General features: G+C 69.0%; 20 protein-coding genes. 9 read left to right on the forward strand and 11 right to left on the reverse strand.

Annotated elements, in window-relative coordinates; all coding sequences use genetic code 11:
- Positions 1–27: 27 nt before the first annotated feature.
- Positions 28–291: a putative signal transducing protein gene (locus G582_RS0114020; protein ID WP_028840353.1), complete on the forward strand. Its 264-nt coding sequence runs from the start codon at positions 28–30 to the stop codon at positions 289–291.
- Complete coding sequence (locus G582_RS0114025; protein WP_028840354.1) at positions 288–1205, forward strand: DMT family transporter; 918 nt, start codon at positions 288–290, stop codon at positions 1203–1205. The genes G582_RS0114020 and G582_RS0114025 overlap by 4 nt, the downstream gene beginning before the upstream one ends.
- A 27-nt stretch (positions 1206–1232) precedes the next feature.
- Here G582_RS0114025 and oxyR read toward each other — a convergent pair whose 3' ends face one another.
- The 4 genes from oxyR to ahpC all read right to left on the reverse strand — a co-directional run bounded on the left by oxyR (position 1233) and on the right by ahpC (position 4858).
- Entirely contained in the window at positions 1233–2138 is a 906-nt protein-coding gene (oxyR, locus tag G582_RS16885; protein WP_051247306.1) for a DNA-binding transcriptional regulator OxyR, read from the reverse strand.
- Complete coding sequence (locus tag G582_RS0114035; RefSeq protein WP_028840355.1) at positions 2135–2554, reverse strand: VOC family protein; 420 nt, start codon at positions 2552–2554, stop codon at positions 2135–2137. The genes oxyR and G582_RS0114035 overlap by 4 nt, the downstream gene beginning before the upstream one ends.
- A gap of 3 nt (positions 2555–2557) precedes the next feature.
- On the reverse strand, positions 2558–4138 hold the full coding sequence (gene ahpF / locus G582_RS0114040) for an alkyl hydroperoxide reductase subunit F (protein WP_028840356.1): 1581 nt from the start codon (positions 4136–4138) through the stop codon (positions 2558–2560).
- Between the two features lie 156 nt (positions 4139–4294).
- Positions 4295–4858 carry an alkyl hydroperoxide reductase subunit C gene (gene ahpC, locus G582_RS0114045; RefSeq protein WP_028840357.1) on the reverse strand — a complete coding sequence of 188 codons (564 nt, stop codon included), beginning with the start codon at positions 4856–4858 and terminating at the stop codon, positions 4295–4297.
- Between the two features lie 189 nt (positions 4859–5047).
- Between ahpC and prmC the strand changes: the two genes are divergently transcribed.
- Both prmC and pip read left to right on the forward strand, forming a co-directional pair.
- A complete protein-coding gene (gene prmC, locus G582_RS0114050; protein WP_028840358.1) occupies positions 5048–5881 on the forward strand; it encodes a peptide chain release factor N(5)-glutamine methyltransferase in 834 nt (277 codons plus the stop codon).
- Positions 5882–5954: 73 nt separating this feature from the next.
- Positions 5955–6902, forward strand: coding sequence for a prolyl aminopeptidase (pip, locus tag G582_RS0114055; RefSeq protein ID WP_028840359.1), 948 nt, complete (start codon positions 5955–5957; stop codon positions 6900–6902).
- A gap of 4 nt (positions 6903–6906) precedes the next feature.
- Here the strand turns inward: pip and G582_RS0114060 are convergent, their stop codons facing one another.
- The 3 genes from G582_RS0114060 to G582_RS0114070 form a co-directional block, all read right to left on the reverse strand.
- The gene (locus G582_RS0114060; protein ID WP_028840360.1) at positions 6907–7449 is read right to left on the reverse strand and encodes an NUDIX hydrolase; all 543 of its coding nucleotides are present in this window, start codon (positions 7447–7449) and stop codon (positions 6907–6909) included.
- A gap of 130 nt (positions 7450–7579) precedes the next feature.
- Positions 7580–8467, reverse strand: coding sequence for a 5'-3' exonuclease (locus G582_RS0114065; RefSeq protein WP_038054385.1), 888 nt, complete (start codon positions 8465–8467; stop codon positions 7580–7582).
- A 7-nt stretch (positions 8468–8474) separates the two neighbouring features.
- Complete coding sequence (locus tag G582_RS0114070) at positions 8475–9044, reverse strand: nitroreductase family protein (protein WP_028840362.1); 570 nt, start codon at positions 9042–9044, stop codon at positions 8475–8477.
- Positions 9045–9115: 71 nt separating this feature from the next.
- Between G582_RS0114070 and G582_RS0114075 the strand changes: the two genes are divergently transcribed.
- The gene (locus G582_RS0114075) at positions 9116–10219 is read left to right on the forward strand and encodes an NAD(P) transhydrogenase subunit alpha (RefSeq protein ID WP_028840363.1); all 1104 of its coding nucleotides are present in this window, start codon (positions 9116–9118) and stop codon (positions 10217–10219) included.
- Here the strand turns inward: G582_RS0114075 and G582_RS0114080 are convergent, their stop codons facing one another.
- From G582_RS0114080 to G582_RS0114090, 3 genes are read right to left on the reverse strand one after another with little or no spacing between them, the layout of a single operon-like run.
- Complete coding sequence (locus G582_RS0114080) at positions 10220–10657, reverse strand: DUF3106 domain-containing protein (protein ID WP_028840364.1); 438 nt, start codon at positions 10655–10657, stop codon at positions 10220–10222.
- A 3-nt stretch (positions 10658–10660) separates the two neighbouring features.
- A complete protein-coding gene (locus G582_RS0114085) occupies positions 10661–11047 on the reverse strand; it encodes a hypothetical protein (protein ID WP_051247308.1) in 387 nt (128 codons plus the stop codon).
- Entirely contained in the window at positions 11044–11616 is a 573-nt protein-coding gene (locus G582_RS0114090; RefSeq protein ID WP_038054447.1) for an RNA polymerase sigma factor, read from the reverse strand. The genes G582_RS0114085 and G582_RS0114090 overlap by 4 nt, the downstream gene beginning before the upstream one ends.
- Before the next feature lie 139 nt (positions 11617–11755).
- On the opposite strand from G582_RS0114090, the gene G582_RS0114095 reads away from it, so the two are divergent.
- Complete coding sequence (locus G582_RS0114095; RefSeq protein ID WP_028840367.1) at positions 11756–12055, forward strand: NAD(P) transhydrogenase subunit alpha part 2; 300 nt, start codon at positions 11756–11758, stop codon at positions 12053–12055.
- Positions 12052–13488 (forward strand): NAD(P)(+) transhydrogenase (Re/Si-specific) subunit beta, encoded by a 1437-nt coding sequence (locus G582_RS0114100; protein WP_028840368.1) that lies wholly within the window; start codon positions 12052–12054, stop codon positions 13486–13488. The genes G582_RS0114095 and G582_RS0114100 overlap by 4 nt, the downstream gene beginning before the upstream one ends.
- On the opposite strand, the gene G582_RS0114105 is transcribed toward G582_RS0114100, so the two are convergent.
- A complete protein-coding gene (locus tag G582_RS0114105) occupies positions 13454–13933 on the reverse strand; it encodes a hypothetical protein (protein ID WP_051247310.1) in 480 nt (159 codons plus the stop codon). The genes G582_RS0114100 and G582_RS0114105 overlap by 35 nt on opposite strands.
- A 74-nt stretch (positions 13934–14007) precedes the next feature.
- Here G582_RS0114105 and sufT point away from each other — a divergent pair, with 74 nt between their 5' ends.
- Together sufT and G582_RS0114115 are read left to right on the forward strand one after the other, a co-directional pair.
- On the forward strand, positions 14008–14559 hold the full coding sequence (sufT, locus tag G582_RS0114110; RefSeq protein WP_028840370.1) for a putative Fe-S cluster assembly protein SufT: 552 nt from the start codon (positions 14008–14010) through the stop codon (positions 14557–14559).
- 438 nt (positions 14560–14997) lie between these two features.
- Entirely contained in the window at positions 14998–17196 is a 2199-nt protein-coding gene (locus tag G582_RS0114115; RefSeq protein ID WP_051247313.1) for a M4 family metallopeptidase, read from the forward strand.
- Positions 17197–17261: the final 65 nt, after the last annotated feature.

Here is a 17261-nt window from a genome sequence, read left to right on the forward strand (position 1 = left end):
ACGCTTGCCGCAACCTAAGGAGTGCCGATGCGCAGCGTGTACGAAGCCGCCAACCTGATCGATGCCCATCTGGTCCGGCAGGCGCTGGAGGCCGAGGGCATTCCCGCGTTCGTGCGCGGCGAGGCGCTGACCGGCGGGATCGGCGAACTGGGCGTGTTCGGGCTGATCGGGGTGATGGTGCCCGATGCGGCGTGGCCGCAGGCGCGCGATGTGGTGATGGCGTTGCAGCTGGGCGAGTGCGCACTGCCGATCGACGACGAAGACGAGCTGCCCGGCGCGCAGCCCGCATGAGCGCCGCACATCCGCAGCGGGCGGCCGGCCTGCAGCTGCTGGCTGGCGCGGCGATCATCGGCAGCAACGGCCTGATGGTGCGGATGGCGGCGATGCCGCCGACCGCGGTGGCGTTCTGGCGGATGCTGCTGGCGGGCGTGATGCTGGCCGCGCTGGTGAGCGCGCGGCACGGCTGGCAGCCACTGCCGCGCAAGGCGTGGCGGTGGCTGGCGGTGCCGGTGCTCGCGTTCGCGGTCGACCTGTGGATGTGGCACAAGAGCATCCTGCTGGTGGGGCCGGGGCTGTCCACCCTGCTGGCGAATGCGCAGGTGTTCTTCATGGCCCTGGCCGGCGTGCTGCTGTTCGGCGAGCGGCTGAACGGGCGCTTTGTTGCCGGCGTGCTGCTGGCGTTCTTCGGCCTGTGGCTGCTGCTGGGCGCGGATTGGGCCACGTTGCCGGCCCAGTACCGCTGGGGGGTGTGGTTGGGGCTGGGCGCGGGCGTGTGCTACGCCGCCTACAACGTCGGCATCAAGCGTTCGCAGGCCGAGGCTGGAGTGGGCCACGCGCGGGTGCCGGTGGAGCAGGTGCTGTGCTACGCCGCGTTTGGCAGCGCGCTGTGCCTGGGGCTGATCGGCTGGGCCGAAGGCGAGGTGTTCGCGCCGCCATCGCTGCGCAGCTGGGGCGTGCTGCTGGCGCTGGCGGCGGTCGGCCATTGCCTGAGCTGGGTATTGATCTCGCGCGCGATGGGCGTGCTGCCGGTGGCGCTGGCCGGCCTGCTGCTGCTGGCGCAGCCGATCGTGGCCTACCTGCTCGATGTCGTGTTCCTGGACACCAGCATCTCGCCGCGGCAGTGGCTGGGGCTGGCGGTCAGCCTGGCCGGGATCTTCGTGGCCGGGATGAAGTCCCGGCAGGACCATGCCGCGCAGGAGGCGTAAGCCGGGTCGTCGCGGCTGTGGCCGCCCTCAGTCCTGCGCCAATTGTGCCCGCGCCTGCGTGCCGATCACCTCGGCGAGCTGCTGCAGGAAGCCGTCCAGCGCCGATGACTTGCGCCAGACCAGCGCGATGCGGCGGCTGGGCGCCGGCTCGGCGAAACGCACCAGGCGGATGCCGGCCGGCTGCACGATCGGGTCGTGCACCGACAGCGCCGGCAGCAGGGTCACGCCGACGCCGGCAGCCACCATCTGCCGCAGCGTCTCCAGGCTGGTGGCGCGGAAGCCGGTCTTCTCCTGCGCGCCCGACAGCCGGCACACGTCCAGCGCCTGGTCGCGCAGGCAGTGGCCGTCCTCCAGCAGCAGCAGGGTTTCATCGCCCAGCGCATCGACGCGCAGCGACTTTGCCTGCGCCAGCGGGTGCTGCTGCGGCGCGGCCAGCAGGAACGGCTCCTCGAACAGGAACTGCGCGTGCAGCTGGTCGTCGTGCAGCGGCAGCGCCAGCAGCGCCGCGTCCAGCTTGCCTTCGCGCAGGCGCGCCAGCAGCACGTCGCTTTTTTCCTCGGTCAGCAGCAACTCCAGCTGCGGGAAGCGCTCGCGCAGCTGCGGCACCACGTGCGGCAGCAGATAGGGGCCGAGGGTGGGGAACACGCCCAGCCGCAGCGCGCCGGAGGCGGGGTCGCGGCTGCGCCGCGCCGACTCCTTCAGCTCGTCCACTTCCGCCACGATCCGGCGCGCGCGCTGCACCGCATCCTGTCCGGCCGCGGTCAGCATGACCTTGCGCGGAGCGCGTTCGATCAGCACCACGCCCAGCTCCTCCTCCAGTTTGCGGATCTGGGTGGACAGCGTGGGCTGGCTGACGAAGCAGGCATCCGCGGCGCGGCCGAAATGGCGCAGGTCGGCGAGGGCGACGAGGTAACGGAGATCGCGCAGATTCAAGCGGATGGGCCCTTGAGTTCGACGGTATTGCCGTCGGGATCGTCGAAATAGAGCGAAAGGCCATCGCCTTCCGCGCCGAGGTTGGTGGCCGCGGGTCCGTGCGGCGCAACGCCATGCCGGGCAAGATGGGCGACGATGGCGGCCTCGTCAAACGGCTCGATGCGCAGGCACAGGTGGTCGAGGTTGCGGCCTTCCGCGCCCGCCGCCGCACCGCCGCGCCGGCCCAGCTTCCCGTCCACCGCGACCAGGTCGATCATCGATGCGCCGGCGCGCAGGTGGCGCAGGCCGAGATCGTCGCGACGCCGCACCACCTCGCAGCCCAGCAGCGCGCGATAGAACGCTTCGCTGCGGTCGAGATCGCGCACGCGCAGCACCACGTGGTCGAGGCGCTGCAGGTCGAACGGCCGGGTGGCCATCGTTCAGGCCGCCTGCGCCACGGCCGCCGGGGCAGAGTGGCGGATCAGGAAATCGAAGGCCGACAGCGCGGCGGTCGAGCCGGCGCCCATCGCCACCACGATCTGCTTGAAGGGCTCGGTGGTGGCGTCGCCCGCGGCGAACACGCCCGCCACGCTGGTCTGGCCGCGGTCGTCGACCACGATCTCGCCGCGCGGGGACAATTCCACTGCGCCCTTCAGCCATTCGGTATTGGGCAGCAGGCCGATCTGCACGAACACGCCGGCCAACTCCAGGTCGCTCACCTGGCCATTGGTGCGGTCGGTGAAGCGCAGGCCGGTCAGCTTGGCGCCGTCGCCCACCATCTCGGTGGTCTGCGCGTTCAGGTGCACCGCGGTGTTGGGCAGGCTGCGCAGCTTGCGCTGCAGCACGTCGTCGGCGCGCAGCTTGCCGTCGAACTCCAGCACGGTGACGTGTTCGACCACGCCGGCCAGGTCGATGGCTGCCTCGATGCCGGAGTTGCCGCCGCCGATCACCGCCACTTTCTTGCCCTTGAACAGCGGGCCGTCGCAGTGCGGGCAGTAGGTCAAGCCCTTGGTGCGGTAGTCGGCTTCGCCGGGCACGCCGGTCTGCCGCCAGCGTGCACCCGGGGCAAGGATGACGGTGCGCGCGCGCAGGGTGGCACCGCTCTCCAGCTCCACGCCCGTCATGTCACCGGTCGCGCCGGCCGGGTGCAGCGCCTTGGCGCGCTGCGCCGTGATCACGTCGACGCCGTAGCTGCGCACGTGTGCCTCCAGCGAGGCCGCCAGTTTCGGCCCTTCGGTGTACTCCACCGACGGGAAGTTCTCGATCGACATGGTGTCCAGCACCTGGCCGCCGAAGCGCTCGGCCACAAGGCCGGTGCGGATGCCCTTGCGCGCGGCGTAGATCGCCGCCGCCGCGCCGGCCGGGCCGCCACCCACGATCAGCACTTCGTACGGTTCGCGCTCCTTCAGCGCTTCCGCGGCGCGCGCCGCGGCGCCGGTGTCGAGCTTGGCCAGCACCTGTTCGATGCTCATGCGGCCGGCGTCGAACTCTTCGCCGTTCATGTAGATCGTGGGCACCGACAGGATCTGCTTGGCCTCGACCTCGGCCTGGAACAGCGCGCCGTCGATGGCCACGTGGCGGATGCGCGGATTGAGCACGCTCATCGCGTTCAGCGCCTGCACCGTGTCCGGGCAGCTCTGGCAGTGCAGCGACATGTAGGTTTCGAAGGCGTAATCGCCCGGCAGGTTGCGCACCTGCTCGGCCAGCGCATCGTCGATCTTCACCGGATGGCCGCCGACCTGCAGCAGCGCCAGCACCAGCGAAGTGAATTCGTGGCCCAGCGGGATCGCGGCGAAGCCGACCTGCACGTCGCTGCCGGTGCGGCGGATCAGGAACGACGGCTTGCGCGCGTCGTCGCCGCTGGCGCGGGTGATCTTCGGCGACAGCGCGGCGATGTCGCCCAGCAGTTCGTCGAGTTCGCGCGCAGCCTCGGAATCGTCCAGCGAGGCGACCAGTTCGATCGGCTGCTGCAGCTTTTCCAGATACGCGGCGAGCTGGGTCTTGAGGGCGGCATCCAACATGGCTGTCTCCTGCGGGGGTTCGGGATTCGGGTAGGCGTTGCCGATGCGCGCGGCGTTGCCGGCGCGGACGGGCGACGAAAGGGTTGCGCGAAACCGGCGCGTGGCATCGGTTTCGCGCAACCCTCTCCCTTGCGGAAGAGGGCGCGCGTGCTGGGGTCAGATCTTGCCGACCAGGTCCAGCGACGGGGTGATGGTCTTCGCGCCTTCCTTCCACTTGGCCGGGCAGACCTCGTTCGGATGGCTGGCGACGAACTGGGCCGCCTTGAGCTTGCGCACGGTCTCGCTGACGTCGCGGGCGATGGCGTTGTCGTGGATCTCCATCGTCTTGATGGTGCCGCTAGGGTCGATCACGAAGGTGCCACGCAGGGCCAGGCCCTCTTCCGGGATGTGCACGCCGAAGGCGTTGGTCAGCGCGTGGGTAGGGTCGCCCACCAGCGGGAACTTGGCCTTGCCGACGGCCGGCGAGGTTTCGTGCCACACCTTGTGGCTGAAGTGGGTATCGGTGGTGACGATGTAGACCTCGGCGCCGGCCTTCTGGAACTCTTCGTAATGCTCGGCGGCGTCTTCGATCTCGGTCGGGCAGTTGAAGGTGAAGGCGGCCGGCATGAAGATCAGGACGGACCACTTGCCCTGCAGATCCTTCTCGGTCACTTCGATGAACTGGCCGTTCTTGTACGCGTTGGCCTTGAACGGCTGGACCTGGGTATTGATCAGGGACATGGATGTGCTCCTCGGGTGGTTGGGGTGGAATGCTCTGCAACGGGGGCCAGCATAGGCGGCGGCAATCAATATTGGAAATTGATTATTGCCATTCAATTGATAGATGTTAGCTATTGATGTTTGGCTCAACCATGCTGCGCGGCGGCGCCTTTCTTTGGCGTCAACGCGTGCGCTGGCTACCATCTGGCGATGACTGTCGATGTTCCTACCGCCACCCGCCTGCTGGCCCGCGCCCGCGACCTGATCGATCCTGCCGATGCCGCGCTGCTGCTGGCGCACGCGCTGGGCAAACCGCGCAGCTGGCTGTTCGCACATGCCGACGACCTGCTGGGCGAGGCGGACGCGGCGCGCTTCGACGCCCTGCTGGCGCGCCGTGTTGCCGGCGAGCCGGTGGCCTACCTGACCGGCTCGCGCGGGTTCTGGACGCTGGACCTGGCGGTGACCCCCGCCACGCTGGTGCCGCGCCCGGAAACCGAGCTGCTGGTGGAGCTGGCGCTGGCGCGGCTGCCTGCCGTTGCGCCCGTGCGGGTGGCCGATCTTGGCACCGGCAGCGGCGCGATCGCACTGGCCCTGGCCAAGGAGCGGCCGCGGGCGCACGTGGTGGCCACCGATGCCAGCCCCGAGGCGCTGGAGGTGGCCCGCGGCAACGCGGTGCGCAACCGCATCGGCAACGTGGCATTCCGCCTGGGCAGCTGGCTGGCGCCGCTGGCGGGCGAATGCTTCGACCTGATCGCCAGCAATCCACCCTACATCGCCGACGGCGACCCGCACCTCTCGCAGGGCGACCTGCGCTTCGAGCCCGCGATGGCGCTGTCCTGCGGGCCGGACGGGCTGGATGCGATCCGCATCATCGTGCGCGACGCGCCGGCCTGCCTGCGCCCCGGCGGCTGGCTGCTGCTGGAACATGGCTGGGACCAGGGCGAGGCGGTGCGCGCGCTGCTGGCCGAAGCCGGTTTCGTCGATGCCGCCACCGCGCGCGACCTCGAAGGTCGCGACCGCATCACCCTCGGGCGACATCTGTAGCGCAGGCCTGCGCGGGGCTGCGGTGCGGGCGCCGCACTACAATGTGCGCCCCCACACCGCACGGATTTCCGCCATGCGCACGCTGTATCCCGAGATCGCCCCCTACGAAACCGGCACCCTGCGGGTCGACGACCGCCACACCCTGTACTGGGAGCAGTGCGGCAACCCGAACGGCAAGCCGGTGGTCCTGCTGCACGGTGGCCCGGGTGCCGGCTGCAGCGACAACATGCGCCGCTTCCACGACCCGGCGAAGTACCGCATCGTGCTGTTCGACCAGCGCGGCGCCGGCCGCAGCACGCCGCATGCCGACCTGGTCGACAACACCACCGGCGACCTCGTTGCCGACATCGAGAAGCTGCGCGAGCGGCTGGGCATCGAGCGCTGGCAGGTGTTCGGCGGCAGCTGGGGCTCGACGCTGGCGCTGGCCTATGCGCAGGCCCATCCGCAGCGGGTCACCGAGCTGGTCCTGCGCGGCATCTTCATGCTGCGGCGCTGGGAACTGGAATGGTTCTACCAGGAAGGCGCCTCGCGGCTGTTCCCGGATGCGTGGCAGCACTACATCGAGGCCATTCCGCCGGTCGAGCGCCACGACCTGATCTCCGCCTTCCACCGCCGGCTGACTTCGGATGATCCCCAGGTGCGGCTGGCCGCGGCGCGCGCCTGGGCGATCTGGGAGGGCGGCACCAGCTACCTGCAGATTCCGGCCGACTACGCGGATACCCACGGCGACGCCGAATTCGCGCTGGCGTTCGCACGGATCGAGAACCACTATTTCGTCAACGGCGGCTTCTTCGAAGTGGAAGACCAGCTGCTGCGCGACGTCCACAAGATCGCCGACATCCCCGGCGTGATCGTGCACGGTCGCTACGACGTGGTCTGCCCGATCCAGAACGCGTTCGACCTGCACAAGGCCTGGCCGAAGTCGGAACTCGTCGTCAGCCCGGGCTCCGGCCACTCCGCGTTCGAGGCCGAGAACACTTCGGCGCTGGTGGAAGCAACCGACCGCTACGCCGGCGCCTGAGCCTTCAGTCCGCCGGGCTGCCGTCCGGGTTGTGGTCGATCATCCACAGCCCGGCCCACAGCTTGAGGTCGAGTTCGTAACCCTCGGCGCGCTTGCGCATCAGCCACGCCGGCGCCTCGTTCCGCGGCACCGCGTGGACGATGATGTTCTCGTCGTCCACGCCACCGCCATCGCCCACCTTCACCAGCTCGCGGGCGCGCACGAAGGCGATGCGTTCGTTGCTCATGCCGGAGCTGGTGGGGCCGGTCAGCAGCACGTCCACGCGGCCCGGCGACCAGCCGGTTTCTTCGATCAGCTCACGCCGCGCGGCATCCACCAGGGTGTCTTCCGCGTGGTCGTCGCCGACCAGCCCGGCCGGCATCTCGATGGTGCGCGCGCCCAGCGGGATGCGGAACTGTTCGACGAACAGCACCTCGTCGGCCGGCGTCACCGCGATCACGATCACCGCCATGCCCTGCGCATGCGTGCGCTCGCAGGATTCCCAGTGGCCAATCCGCACCAGCCGCAGCCACTGGCCTTCGTAGAGTGTCTGTTTGAGGTTGCTCATCCGCCGATGCTAACGCAGGCGGGTGACTGTCTTCGTTCGCACCGTGGCAGCGCCCCGGTGCTCGGAAACGGATGGGGGTGCGAGTGAACGGCAGAAGCAAACCGCAGCACACCCTGCGCCGAACGCGGCGCTACAGGCCGGCCGCGTCGATCAGCCGCTTGCGCGTCATCGGTCCGAACTTCACCCAGTCGGCCAGCGCGGCCAGCTCGTCGGCATCGCCGCGGCCACGCGCGAAGGTGTGCTCAGGCAGCGGCGCGTCCAGCGCGATGGTGGTCAGCTGCCGCCACAGCAGGGCGTGTTCGCGCTGCTCGCGCAGGCGCGTGGCCAGGGTGGCGGCGCCGCGCAGGCGCAGGAACGGTACCTCGTCGATGCGCGCCAGCAGCGCGTCCAGCGACTGGAAATGCGCCAGCAGCACCGCCGCCGATTTCGGACCGATGCCGGTGACGCCGGGGATGTTGTCCACCGCATCGCCGGTCAGTGCCAGGTAGTCGGCGATCTGGTGCGCGTGCACGCCGTGGCGCGCCTTCACCCCGGCCGCGCCCCAGCGCTGGCCCTTGGCGAAGTCGTACTGCTCATCAAAATCGTGCAGCAGCTGCGACAGGTCCTTGTCGGCGGAAACGATCACGCTGCGGAAACCCTGCGCGCGCGCGCGGTGCACGGCGCTGCCGATGAGGTCATCTGCCTCGTAGTCGGCGTGCGCCAGCGTGGCCAGGCCCAGCGCCTGGCACAGCGCCTTGCACCAGGCGAACTGGCGGCGCAGCTCCGGAGGCGCGGGGTCGCGGTTGGCCTTGTAGGCGGGGTAGATCGCATTGCGGAAGCAGGAGTCCAGCGCCTCGTCGAAGGCCACCACCACGTGACCGGGGCGCTCGCGTTCCAGCAGCTCCAGCAGGAAGCGGGCGAAGCCGTGCACCGCATTGGTCGGCCAGCCGTCGGCGTCGTGGAATTCGTCCGGCATCGAATGCCAGGCGCGGAACACGTACAGCGAGGCGTCGACGAGGTGGAGCGTGGGCTGCGGCATGGCGATCCTACCGATGCCAATCGCGCAGCAGCGCCGCCGGATCGGGCCGGTCGCGTTCGGGGGCTTGCAGCGCGGGCGTGCCGATGGCAATGGTGCCCACCAGTTGTTCGTCGGCTGCAAGCCCCAGCGTGGTTTCGAGGAATTCGCGGTCGTAGGCAGGCCACCCGGTCAGCCACTGCGCGCCGTAGCCTTCGGCCTGCGCGGCCTGCAGCAGCAGCAGGCAGACGCAGGCGGCGCTGGAAAAACGCTCGGAGGCAGGGATCTGCGCGTCTTCATCCAGCCGCGCGATCACCGCCACCGTCAGCGGCGGCAGGGTGAAGCGGGCCCGTAGTTTCTCCACCACCGCTTCGCCCGCCTCCGGCTCGCGGACCAGCAGGCGCGCCGCGGCGGCTTCGGCCAGCGCGGTGCGGGCGTCGCCTTTGATCCGCAGGAAGCGGAACGGCACCCGCTTGCCGTGGTCGGGCACGCGCACCGCGGTATGCAGCATGCGCAGCAGCTGGGCCTCGTCGGGGCCGGGCTCGCACAGCTGGCGGGTGGGCGTGGAGCGACGGCTGTCGAGGGCATCCAGAGTCAGCATGGCGGGCCAGCTTGCGGGGGAGGGCCATGGTAACGGTAGGATGCGGAATCCAATCTGACGCGGAGCGGGCGATGGCGGCGACGGCGGTAATCGTGGGCGTGGCGCGGGAAACGGCGGCGGGCGAGCGCCGGGTGGCGCTGAGTCCGGAAACCTGCAAGAAGCTGGTGGCGGCCGGCGCCACCGTGCGGGTACAGCCGGGGATTGGCGTTGGCGCGTTCTTTCCCGACGCGGCCTATGTCGCCGCCGGTGCGCAGCTGGCGGAAGACGCCACTGCCGACGCCGATCTGGTGGCTTGCGTGCAGCCGCCATCGAATGCGGCCATCGCCGGGCTGAAGCAGGGGGCGGTGCTGGTGGGCAGCCTGCATCCGCAGGCCGACCCTGAACGCGGTGAGGCGCTGCGCGCGCGTGGCATCGTCGCCTTCCCGCTGGAGCGGCTGCCGCGCACCACCCGCGCACAGGCGATGGACGTGCTCAGCTCGCAGGCCGGCATGGCCGGCTACAAGGCGGTGCTGATCGCCGCCCAGCTGGCCCCGCGATTCTTCCCGATGCTGACCACCGCCGCCGGCACCATCCGACCGTCGAAGGTGCTGATCGTCGGCGCCGGCGTGGCCGGGCTGCAGGCGATTGCCACCGCCAAGCGCCTCGGCGCGCAGGTGGAGGGCTTCGACGTCAGGCCGGAAACCCGCGAGCAGATCGAGTCGCTGGGCGGCAAGTTCCTCGACCTCGGTGTCAGCGCCGCGGGCGAGGGCGGCTATGCGCGTGCGCTGACCGACGAGGAGCGCGCCGAGCAGCAGCGCCGGCTGGCCGAACACTTGAAGAACATCGACGTGGTGGTGTGCACCGCCGCGGTGCCGGGGCGGCCGGCGCCGAAGATCGTCTCAGCGGCGATGGTGGCGGGGATGAAGCCGGGTAGCGTGATCGTGGACCTGGCCGCGGAAACCGGCGGCAACTGCGAGCTGACCCGGCCCGGCGAAAATGTGGAGAGCGGCGGCGTCACCATCGCCGGCCCGCTGGATCTGGCCTCGATGGGTGCCCAGCACGCCAGCGAGATGTTCGCCCGCAACGTGTTCAATTTCGTCAGCCTGCTGCTCAAGGACGGCGCGCTGGCGTTCGACTGGAACGACGAATTGCTGGCGAAGACGGTCTGGCCGGAGCGGGCGGCGCCGGCCAGCTGATCAGTCGTGTCCCCGGCGCTCCGGCGCGGGGTGCGTCTTCACCCAGTCGCTGCGCTGCTGCGGCGTCATCTGGCGCCACTTCTCCATGAAGTCATGGCGTGCGTCCTTGTCCAGTCCGCGCACGGCGTGGAACAGCGCACGCGCCTGTTCGCGCTGCTCCGGCGTCATCCCTTCCCAGCGCTGCATGCCGTGGCGTGCGCGCTCGCGCTGCGGTTGCGGCATGGACTTCCAGCGCTCGGCGTACGCCATGAAGCGCTCGCGCTTTTCAGGCTCGCGGTTCCAGCGGTCGCGCACCGGCGCGATCAGCAGCTCGCGCTGGGCGGGGGTGAGCTGGTCCCACGCCGGCATGGCGTCGGCCTTGGCCTCCTGTGCGAGGACGGTGGTGGGCGCCAGCGCAAGAGTGGCGAGCAGGAGCAGGGGGGCGAAGTGGCGATACATGGCTTACTCCATTGCCAGCCGGGGGGCATCCGCCGAACCCAGCCAGGCATAGAAATCGGGATCCTCGTCCAGCGGCAGGCTGCCGCCGGTGCTGTTTGCAAGCTGCGTCGATGCCGGCGCGGCCCCGGGCGGCGCTTCCTGCGGGTACAGGCGCACGCCCAGCGCCAGCGCGGACAGCGCGGCGAAGCCGGCGACGGCAAAGCGCAGCCGGTGCCGGCGCGCGCCCGGCCGTTCGCCGCGCAGCGCGGCGACCCGGCGCTGTGCCAGCTGTGCGCGCACCTGCGGCGACAGCTGCGCCAGCGCGGTGGCGTGGCGGGTGCGGATGGCGGCGTCGAAGCGGGCGTCGGCGCCTGCATCCATCGGCAGTCGGTCGGTCGGGTGGGTGTTCATCGGAAATCCTCCAGTTGCTTCTGCAGCGCCGCGCGCGCGCGCGACAGGTGCGTCTTTACCGAGCCTTCGCTGCAGTCCATCACGCGCGCGGTGTCGGCCACGTCCAGCTCCTCCAGCACGCGCAGGGTGAACGCCTCGCGCTGGCGCGCCGGCAGCCTGCGCAGGGCGGCGCGGATGTGTTCCCACGCTTCGCGGCCGTCATGGCTGCGCGAGGGATCTGGCGCATCGTCCGCCCAGTCCAGCGTTTCGCCGTCCCTGTCGGTGCTGCCGGGCAGCAGCCAGCGCAGCCGCAGCAGGCCGCGGCGCTGCATGTCCACCATGCGGTTGCGCAGGATGCTCCAGAACAACGGGCTCCATTCCGACGCCGGCCGGTCGCGGTAGGCCAGCATCTTCAGCATCGCGTCCTGCACCGCGTCCAGCGCGTCCTCGCGATGGCGCAGGCCCAGCTCGGCGAAGCGGAAGGCGCGCGCGTCGATGCCGCGCAGGAATGTCTCCAGCGTGACCGGCTCGGGCTGGGGCGGCGGGACTTCGGCGTTCACCGGTCCAAGCTTAGCGGTGGCGAGCAGCAGCATGGTGGCCCAGGTGGCTGAGGCGGCGCGGGATTGCGCCGGCCATGCGCTGGAAAACGCACGGGCCCGGCCGCGGTTGACATGGCGCGTCGCCGCAAGCCGTGTTTATGATGCGGACAGGCAACCGGGGAGCGGCATCGTGGGCGACGGGTTCGTGGCGCTGTACATCTTCATGCTGGCGGCGATCGCCGGCCACGTCATCATCTCGCGGGTGCCGGTGATCCTGCACACGCCGCTGATGTCGGGTTCCAACTTCATCCACGGCATCGTCCTGATCGGCGCGATGGTGGTGCTGGGCGAGGCGAACACTCCGCTGGAGCAGGCATTGGGCTTCGTCGCGGTGCTGCTGGGTGCGGGCAACGCCGCCGGCGGCTACGTGGTGACCGAGCGGATGCTGGAGATGTTCAAGGCCTCGAAGAAGCCCGGGGGCGCGGCATGACCGAGCTGCTGGTGAAGCTGAGTTATTTCGTCGCCGCCACCCTGTTCCTGCTGGGCCTGCAGCGCATGGCCAGCCCGAAGACCGCGCGCAGCGGCATCCAGTGGGCCGGCGCGGGCATGCTGATCGCGACCGTCGCCACCTTCTTCCTGCCGGGACTGCACAACATCGGACTGATGATCGCGGCAATCGTGATCGGCGTCGGCCTGAACTGGGTCTGGGGCCGCAAGGTGGCGCTCACCGACATGCCGCAGATGGTGGCGCTGTTCAACGGCATGGGCGGCGGGTCCGCGGCCGCGATCGGCGCGGTGGAGCTGGTCAGGCTGGCCGCGCAGCCGGGCGCGCATCAGGTGGTCGGCTTCGTGATGACGACCACCAATGGCGTCACCACCACGCAATTCAACGTCGGCCTGCCGCTGGCGGTGGTCGGCGCGCTGATCGGCGCGGTGTCGCTGACTGGTTCGATCATCGCCTGGGCCAAGCTCGACGGGCGCATGGACAAGCGCTACACCTTCCCCGGCCAACAGTACTTCAATGCGCTGGTCGCGCTGGCGGCGGTGGTCTGTGGGGTGATGGCGCTGGTTACGCTGGCGATGCCGTGGATCGTCGCCTTCTTCGTGCTGGCCCTCGCCCTCGGCGTGCTGATGACGCTGCCCATCGGCGGCGCCGACATGCCGGTGGTGATCTCGCTGTACAACGCCTTCACCGGCCTGGCGGTGGCGTTCGAAGGCTACGTGCTGGGCAACGAGGCGCTGATCATCGCCGGCACCATGGTAGGCGCGGCCGGCATGCTGCTCACGCGGCTGATGGCGAAGGCGATGAACCGCAAGATCAGCAGTGTGCTGTTCTCCGATTTCGGCGGTGGCGGCGCGCAGATGCAGGCCATCGGCGGCGCGATGAAACCGATCGAGGCCGCCGACGTGGCCGCGATGATGGCCTACGCCGAGCGCGTGGTGATCGTGCCCGGCTACGGTCTGGCGGTGGCGCAGGCGCAGCACAAGATCTGGGAGCTGACCCAGCGCCTGCAGGAGCGCGGGGTGAAGGTGAAATTCGCCATCCACCCGGTCGCCGGGCGCATGCCCGGGCACATGAACGTGCTGCTGGCCGAGGCCGGCGTGCCCTACGACCTGATTGCCGACATGGACGACATCAACCCGGAGTTCGCCAATACCGACGTCAGCCTGGTGATCGGCGCCAACGACGTGGTCAACCCGGTGGCCAAGACCGACCCGGCCAGCCCGATCTACGGCATGCCGATCCTCGACGTGGTCAATTCGAAGAACACCATCGTCATCAAGCGCGGCAAGGGCACCGGGTTTGCCGGCATCGAGAACGCGCTGTTCTACGCCGACAACACCCGCATGCTGTACGGCGACGGCAGCGAGATGGCGAGCGCGCTGGTCAGCGAGCTGAAGGCGCTGGACGGCGGGCACTGAGGCCCAGCCACGCCGCCAGCAGCAGGCTGGCGGCGTACAGCAGCAGGTCGAAGTCGCTGTTGGCCAGGCGCGTGAGCAGCCAGGCATAGCCCGGCCCCAACTGCAGCGCCGATTCCCATGGGCGCAGGCCGAAACTCTTCCCGACTTCGCCAGCGGTGATCAGGAAATTGGCGGTGCCGATCACGCATGCGGTCGTCGCCACCGCCCAGCCGGCGCGTCGTTTCCCGCCCGCAAGACCGGACAGTTTCAGCAGCAGCACCATGTCCGCGGCGGCCAGCAGGGACAGCCAGGCGCACTGGCGTTCCAGCAGCAGCGCCAGCAGCGTCCACGCGGCGGCGAACCCGCCCGCGCCCAGCGCCAGCAGGGGCAGGGCGTACCAGCGGCGCGCGGAGATGGCGTGGTCGGGCATGCGGGAGCTGATCGAGGTCAAACAGTCGGCGATCATCCCATTGCGATGGCAGACGGGCAATTCGATTGGGACTAGAATGGTACGGATTCGATCCGACCTTATCTCCCGCCATGTATTCCCGTAGCAGTGAACCCGTCCGTTTCGAGCGCGATTGCGCCGCCGTCCTAGTCCCGCAGGGCGACGAGGTCACCCTGCCTGCCGGCACCGTGGGCTACATCACCCAGGCGCTGGGCGGCAGCTGGACGGTGTTCGTGGAAGGCAACCTGATGCGCATCGCCGGCGAGGATGGCGATGCCATCGGCAAGCAGCCGGCCGAACCGCTGGAACTGCCGGAGGGCGCCACCGATGCCGATGTCGAGCGGGTGGTGTGGGACCAGCTGCGGACCTGCTTCGACCCGGAAATCCCGGTCAACATCGTGGACCTGGGGCTGGTGTACCTGGCTGAGCTGTACCAGCCGGAGGGGGGTGACCGCGGGGTCCGGGTGCGGATGACGTTGACCGCGCCCGGTTGCGGCATGGGCGACATCCTCGTGGATGACGTGCGCAGCAAGCTGGAGAAGATCCCGACCGTTGTGGCCACCGACATCGAGCTGGTATTCGACCCGCCGTGGAACCAGACCCTGATGTCGGACGTGGCCAGGCTCGAAACCGGGATGTTCTGAGCCCGGCACTGCGCAGGCCGGCGCGGTCGCGCCGGATGCGAGGCTGTGACTATCGGACTAGCCGGAAGCGTCGCAATGTGACGCATTACGGCAGCGCAGAAATGTGATGCGGTGCCGCAAAAACCCCGTCGCGAACCCGCGATGGCGCTGGATGCTGCATCGCAGCAGGTTTATCGTAACAACTGAAACCTTGATGCTGCTTGCTTTCTGGCGGCACACAATTTCTGGTTATATCCCCATTACCCATCCTTCTTTGCCGCGCCTTGTGGTGGAGTCTGACCGTCGGCGATCGCTTCGTAGCCGTTCAGGTTCCGTGGCGACACCCGTGTCGCAACTACATGGCGGTTCACGCCGGGGGCGCGCAGGTGGGCTGTGAAGTTGTTCGTCCGTCGCCGCGATCGCGGCCACCCAACCAACAACCCCAGGGATAAAACGCCAGTGAACCGTTTCCGCACTACCAACCTGCTCGGCACCGCCATCCTGTTCGCGCTTGCCGCCTCCGGCGCGCACGCGGCGCAGCGGGCCGACCTGCACCAGCGCAACATCACCCAGCTGCGCCAGCAGTACCAGTCGCTCACCGCGACCCAGGGCGTCGCCTCCATGGCGAACCGCCGCCACGCGCAGTTCATCCGCCCAGGCGCCGACAGCACCCTGCTGATGCGCGCCACCCGCCAGGACCGCGGCGTCCGTAACTATCGCTATGACCAGGCGTGGCGCGGCATTCCCGTGTTTGGCCAGGGCGTGGTGGTCAGCGAGGACCGCAACGGCAACGTCCGGACCATGTTCGGCAACCTGGTGTCCGGGCTCGAGGCCGACATCGCCTCGACCACGCCCAAGTTCGGCAAGGCCGCGGCGCTGGTCGCCGGCAAGCGGCTTGCGCTGGGCCAGGGCATCGCCGGCATGCTCACCGAGAACGAGTCCTCCGAACTGGTGGTCTTCGTCGACGACAACGGCCGTGGTCATCTGGCCTACGCGGTGAGCTTCTATGCCGATGCCGTCTCCGGCAACGCCGCACCGACCCGTCCCGTGATCATCATGGATGCCATCACCGGCAAGGTGATCAAGCGCTGGGAAAACCTGCAGCATGCCAATGGCACCGGTCCCGGTGGCAATCAGAAGACCGGCCAGTACGAGTACGGCACCGACTACGGCTACCTGAACGTGACGCAGAGTGGCAACACCTGCACCATGACCAGTCCCAACGTCAAGACCGTGAACCTCAATCACGGCACCAGTGGCAGCACCGCCTTCTCGTACACCTGCCCGCGCAACACGGTGAAGTCCATCAATGGCGCCTATTCGCCGCTGAACGACGCGCACTACTTCGGCAACGGCATCTACAACATGTACCAGGCGTACATCGGCATGGCGCCGCTGACCTTCCAGCTGACCATGCGCGTGCACTACAGCAACAACTACGAGAACGCGACCTGGAACGGCAGCGCGATGACCTTCGGCGACGGCGCCAGCACTTTCTACCCGCTGGTCAGCCTGGACGTGTCCGCGCACGAGGTTTCGCACGGGTTCACCGAGCAGCAGTCCAACCTGGTCTACTCCAACCAGTCCGGCGGCATGAACGAAGCGTTCTCCGACATGGCCGGCGAGGCCGCGGAGTTCTACATGCGCGGCAGCAACGACTGGAAGGTGGGTGCCGAAATCTTCAAGGGCACTGGCGCGCTGCGCTACATGGATGATCCCACCCGCGATGGCCGCTCCATCGGGCATGCCTCGAACTACACCAGCGGCATGGACGTGCACTACAGTTCGGGCGTCTACAACAAGGCGTTCTACCTGCTCTCCAACAAGCCCGGCTGGGGCGTGGTCAAGGCCTTCCAGACGTTCGCCCGCGCCAATCGCGACTACTGGACCTCCAGCAGCACCTTCAACCAGGGTGCCTGCGGCGTGGAAACGGCGGCGACCGACCTGGGCTTCAGCAAGGCTGATGTCACCGCGGCGTTCAGCTCGGTCGGCGTGGCCTGTGCGGGCGGCGGTGGCGGCGGCGGTGGCAGCACCGGCGGCGCGCTGACCAAGGGCGTGGCGGTGACCGGCATCAACCAGACCGCCGGCAACACGGTCAGCTACACCATGGTGGTGCCGGCGGGTGCCACCAACGTGTCCTTCGTGATGTCCGGTGGTACCGGCGATGGGGATATGTACGTCAAGCTGGGCAGCGCCCCGACCGACACCGTCTACGATTGCCGTCCGTACAAGACCGGGAATGCCGAGACGTGCACCTTCGCAACCTCGGCCGGCGGCACGTACCATATCCGCCTGAAGGCCTATTCGGCATTCACCGGCGTCAGTCTGGTGGGCGACTACACCGCTGGCGGCGGTGGCGGCGGTGACACCTCGGTGAACCTGCCGACGGTGAGCACCGGCAACTGGTCCTCGACCTACACGCTCGCAGTGGCGGCCGGCAAGACCGCCACCATCAAGACCTCGGGTGGCACCGGCGATGCGGATCTGTTCGTCCGCGCCGGCGCCGAGCCGACCACCAGTACCTACACCTGCCGTCCGTACAACACCGGCAACAACGAGACCTGCACGTTGACGCCTACCACCGCCACCACCTATTACATCAAGGTGCGCGCGTACTCGACGTTCTCCGGGGTCACCCTGAGCAGCAGCACCAACTGAGCCTGCCAGGGCTGCGTCGCCTCACGGCGCAGCCCTGTCGCAGCTCCGGTGGCACCAACAAAAAC

Origin of the sequence: Thermomonas fusca DSM 15424, from assembly GCF_000423885.1 — a bacterium.
Classification (GTDB): Bacteria; Pseudomonadota; Gammaproteobacteria; order Xanthomonadales; family Xanthomonadaceae; genus Thermomonas; species Thermomonas fusca.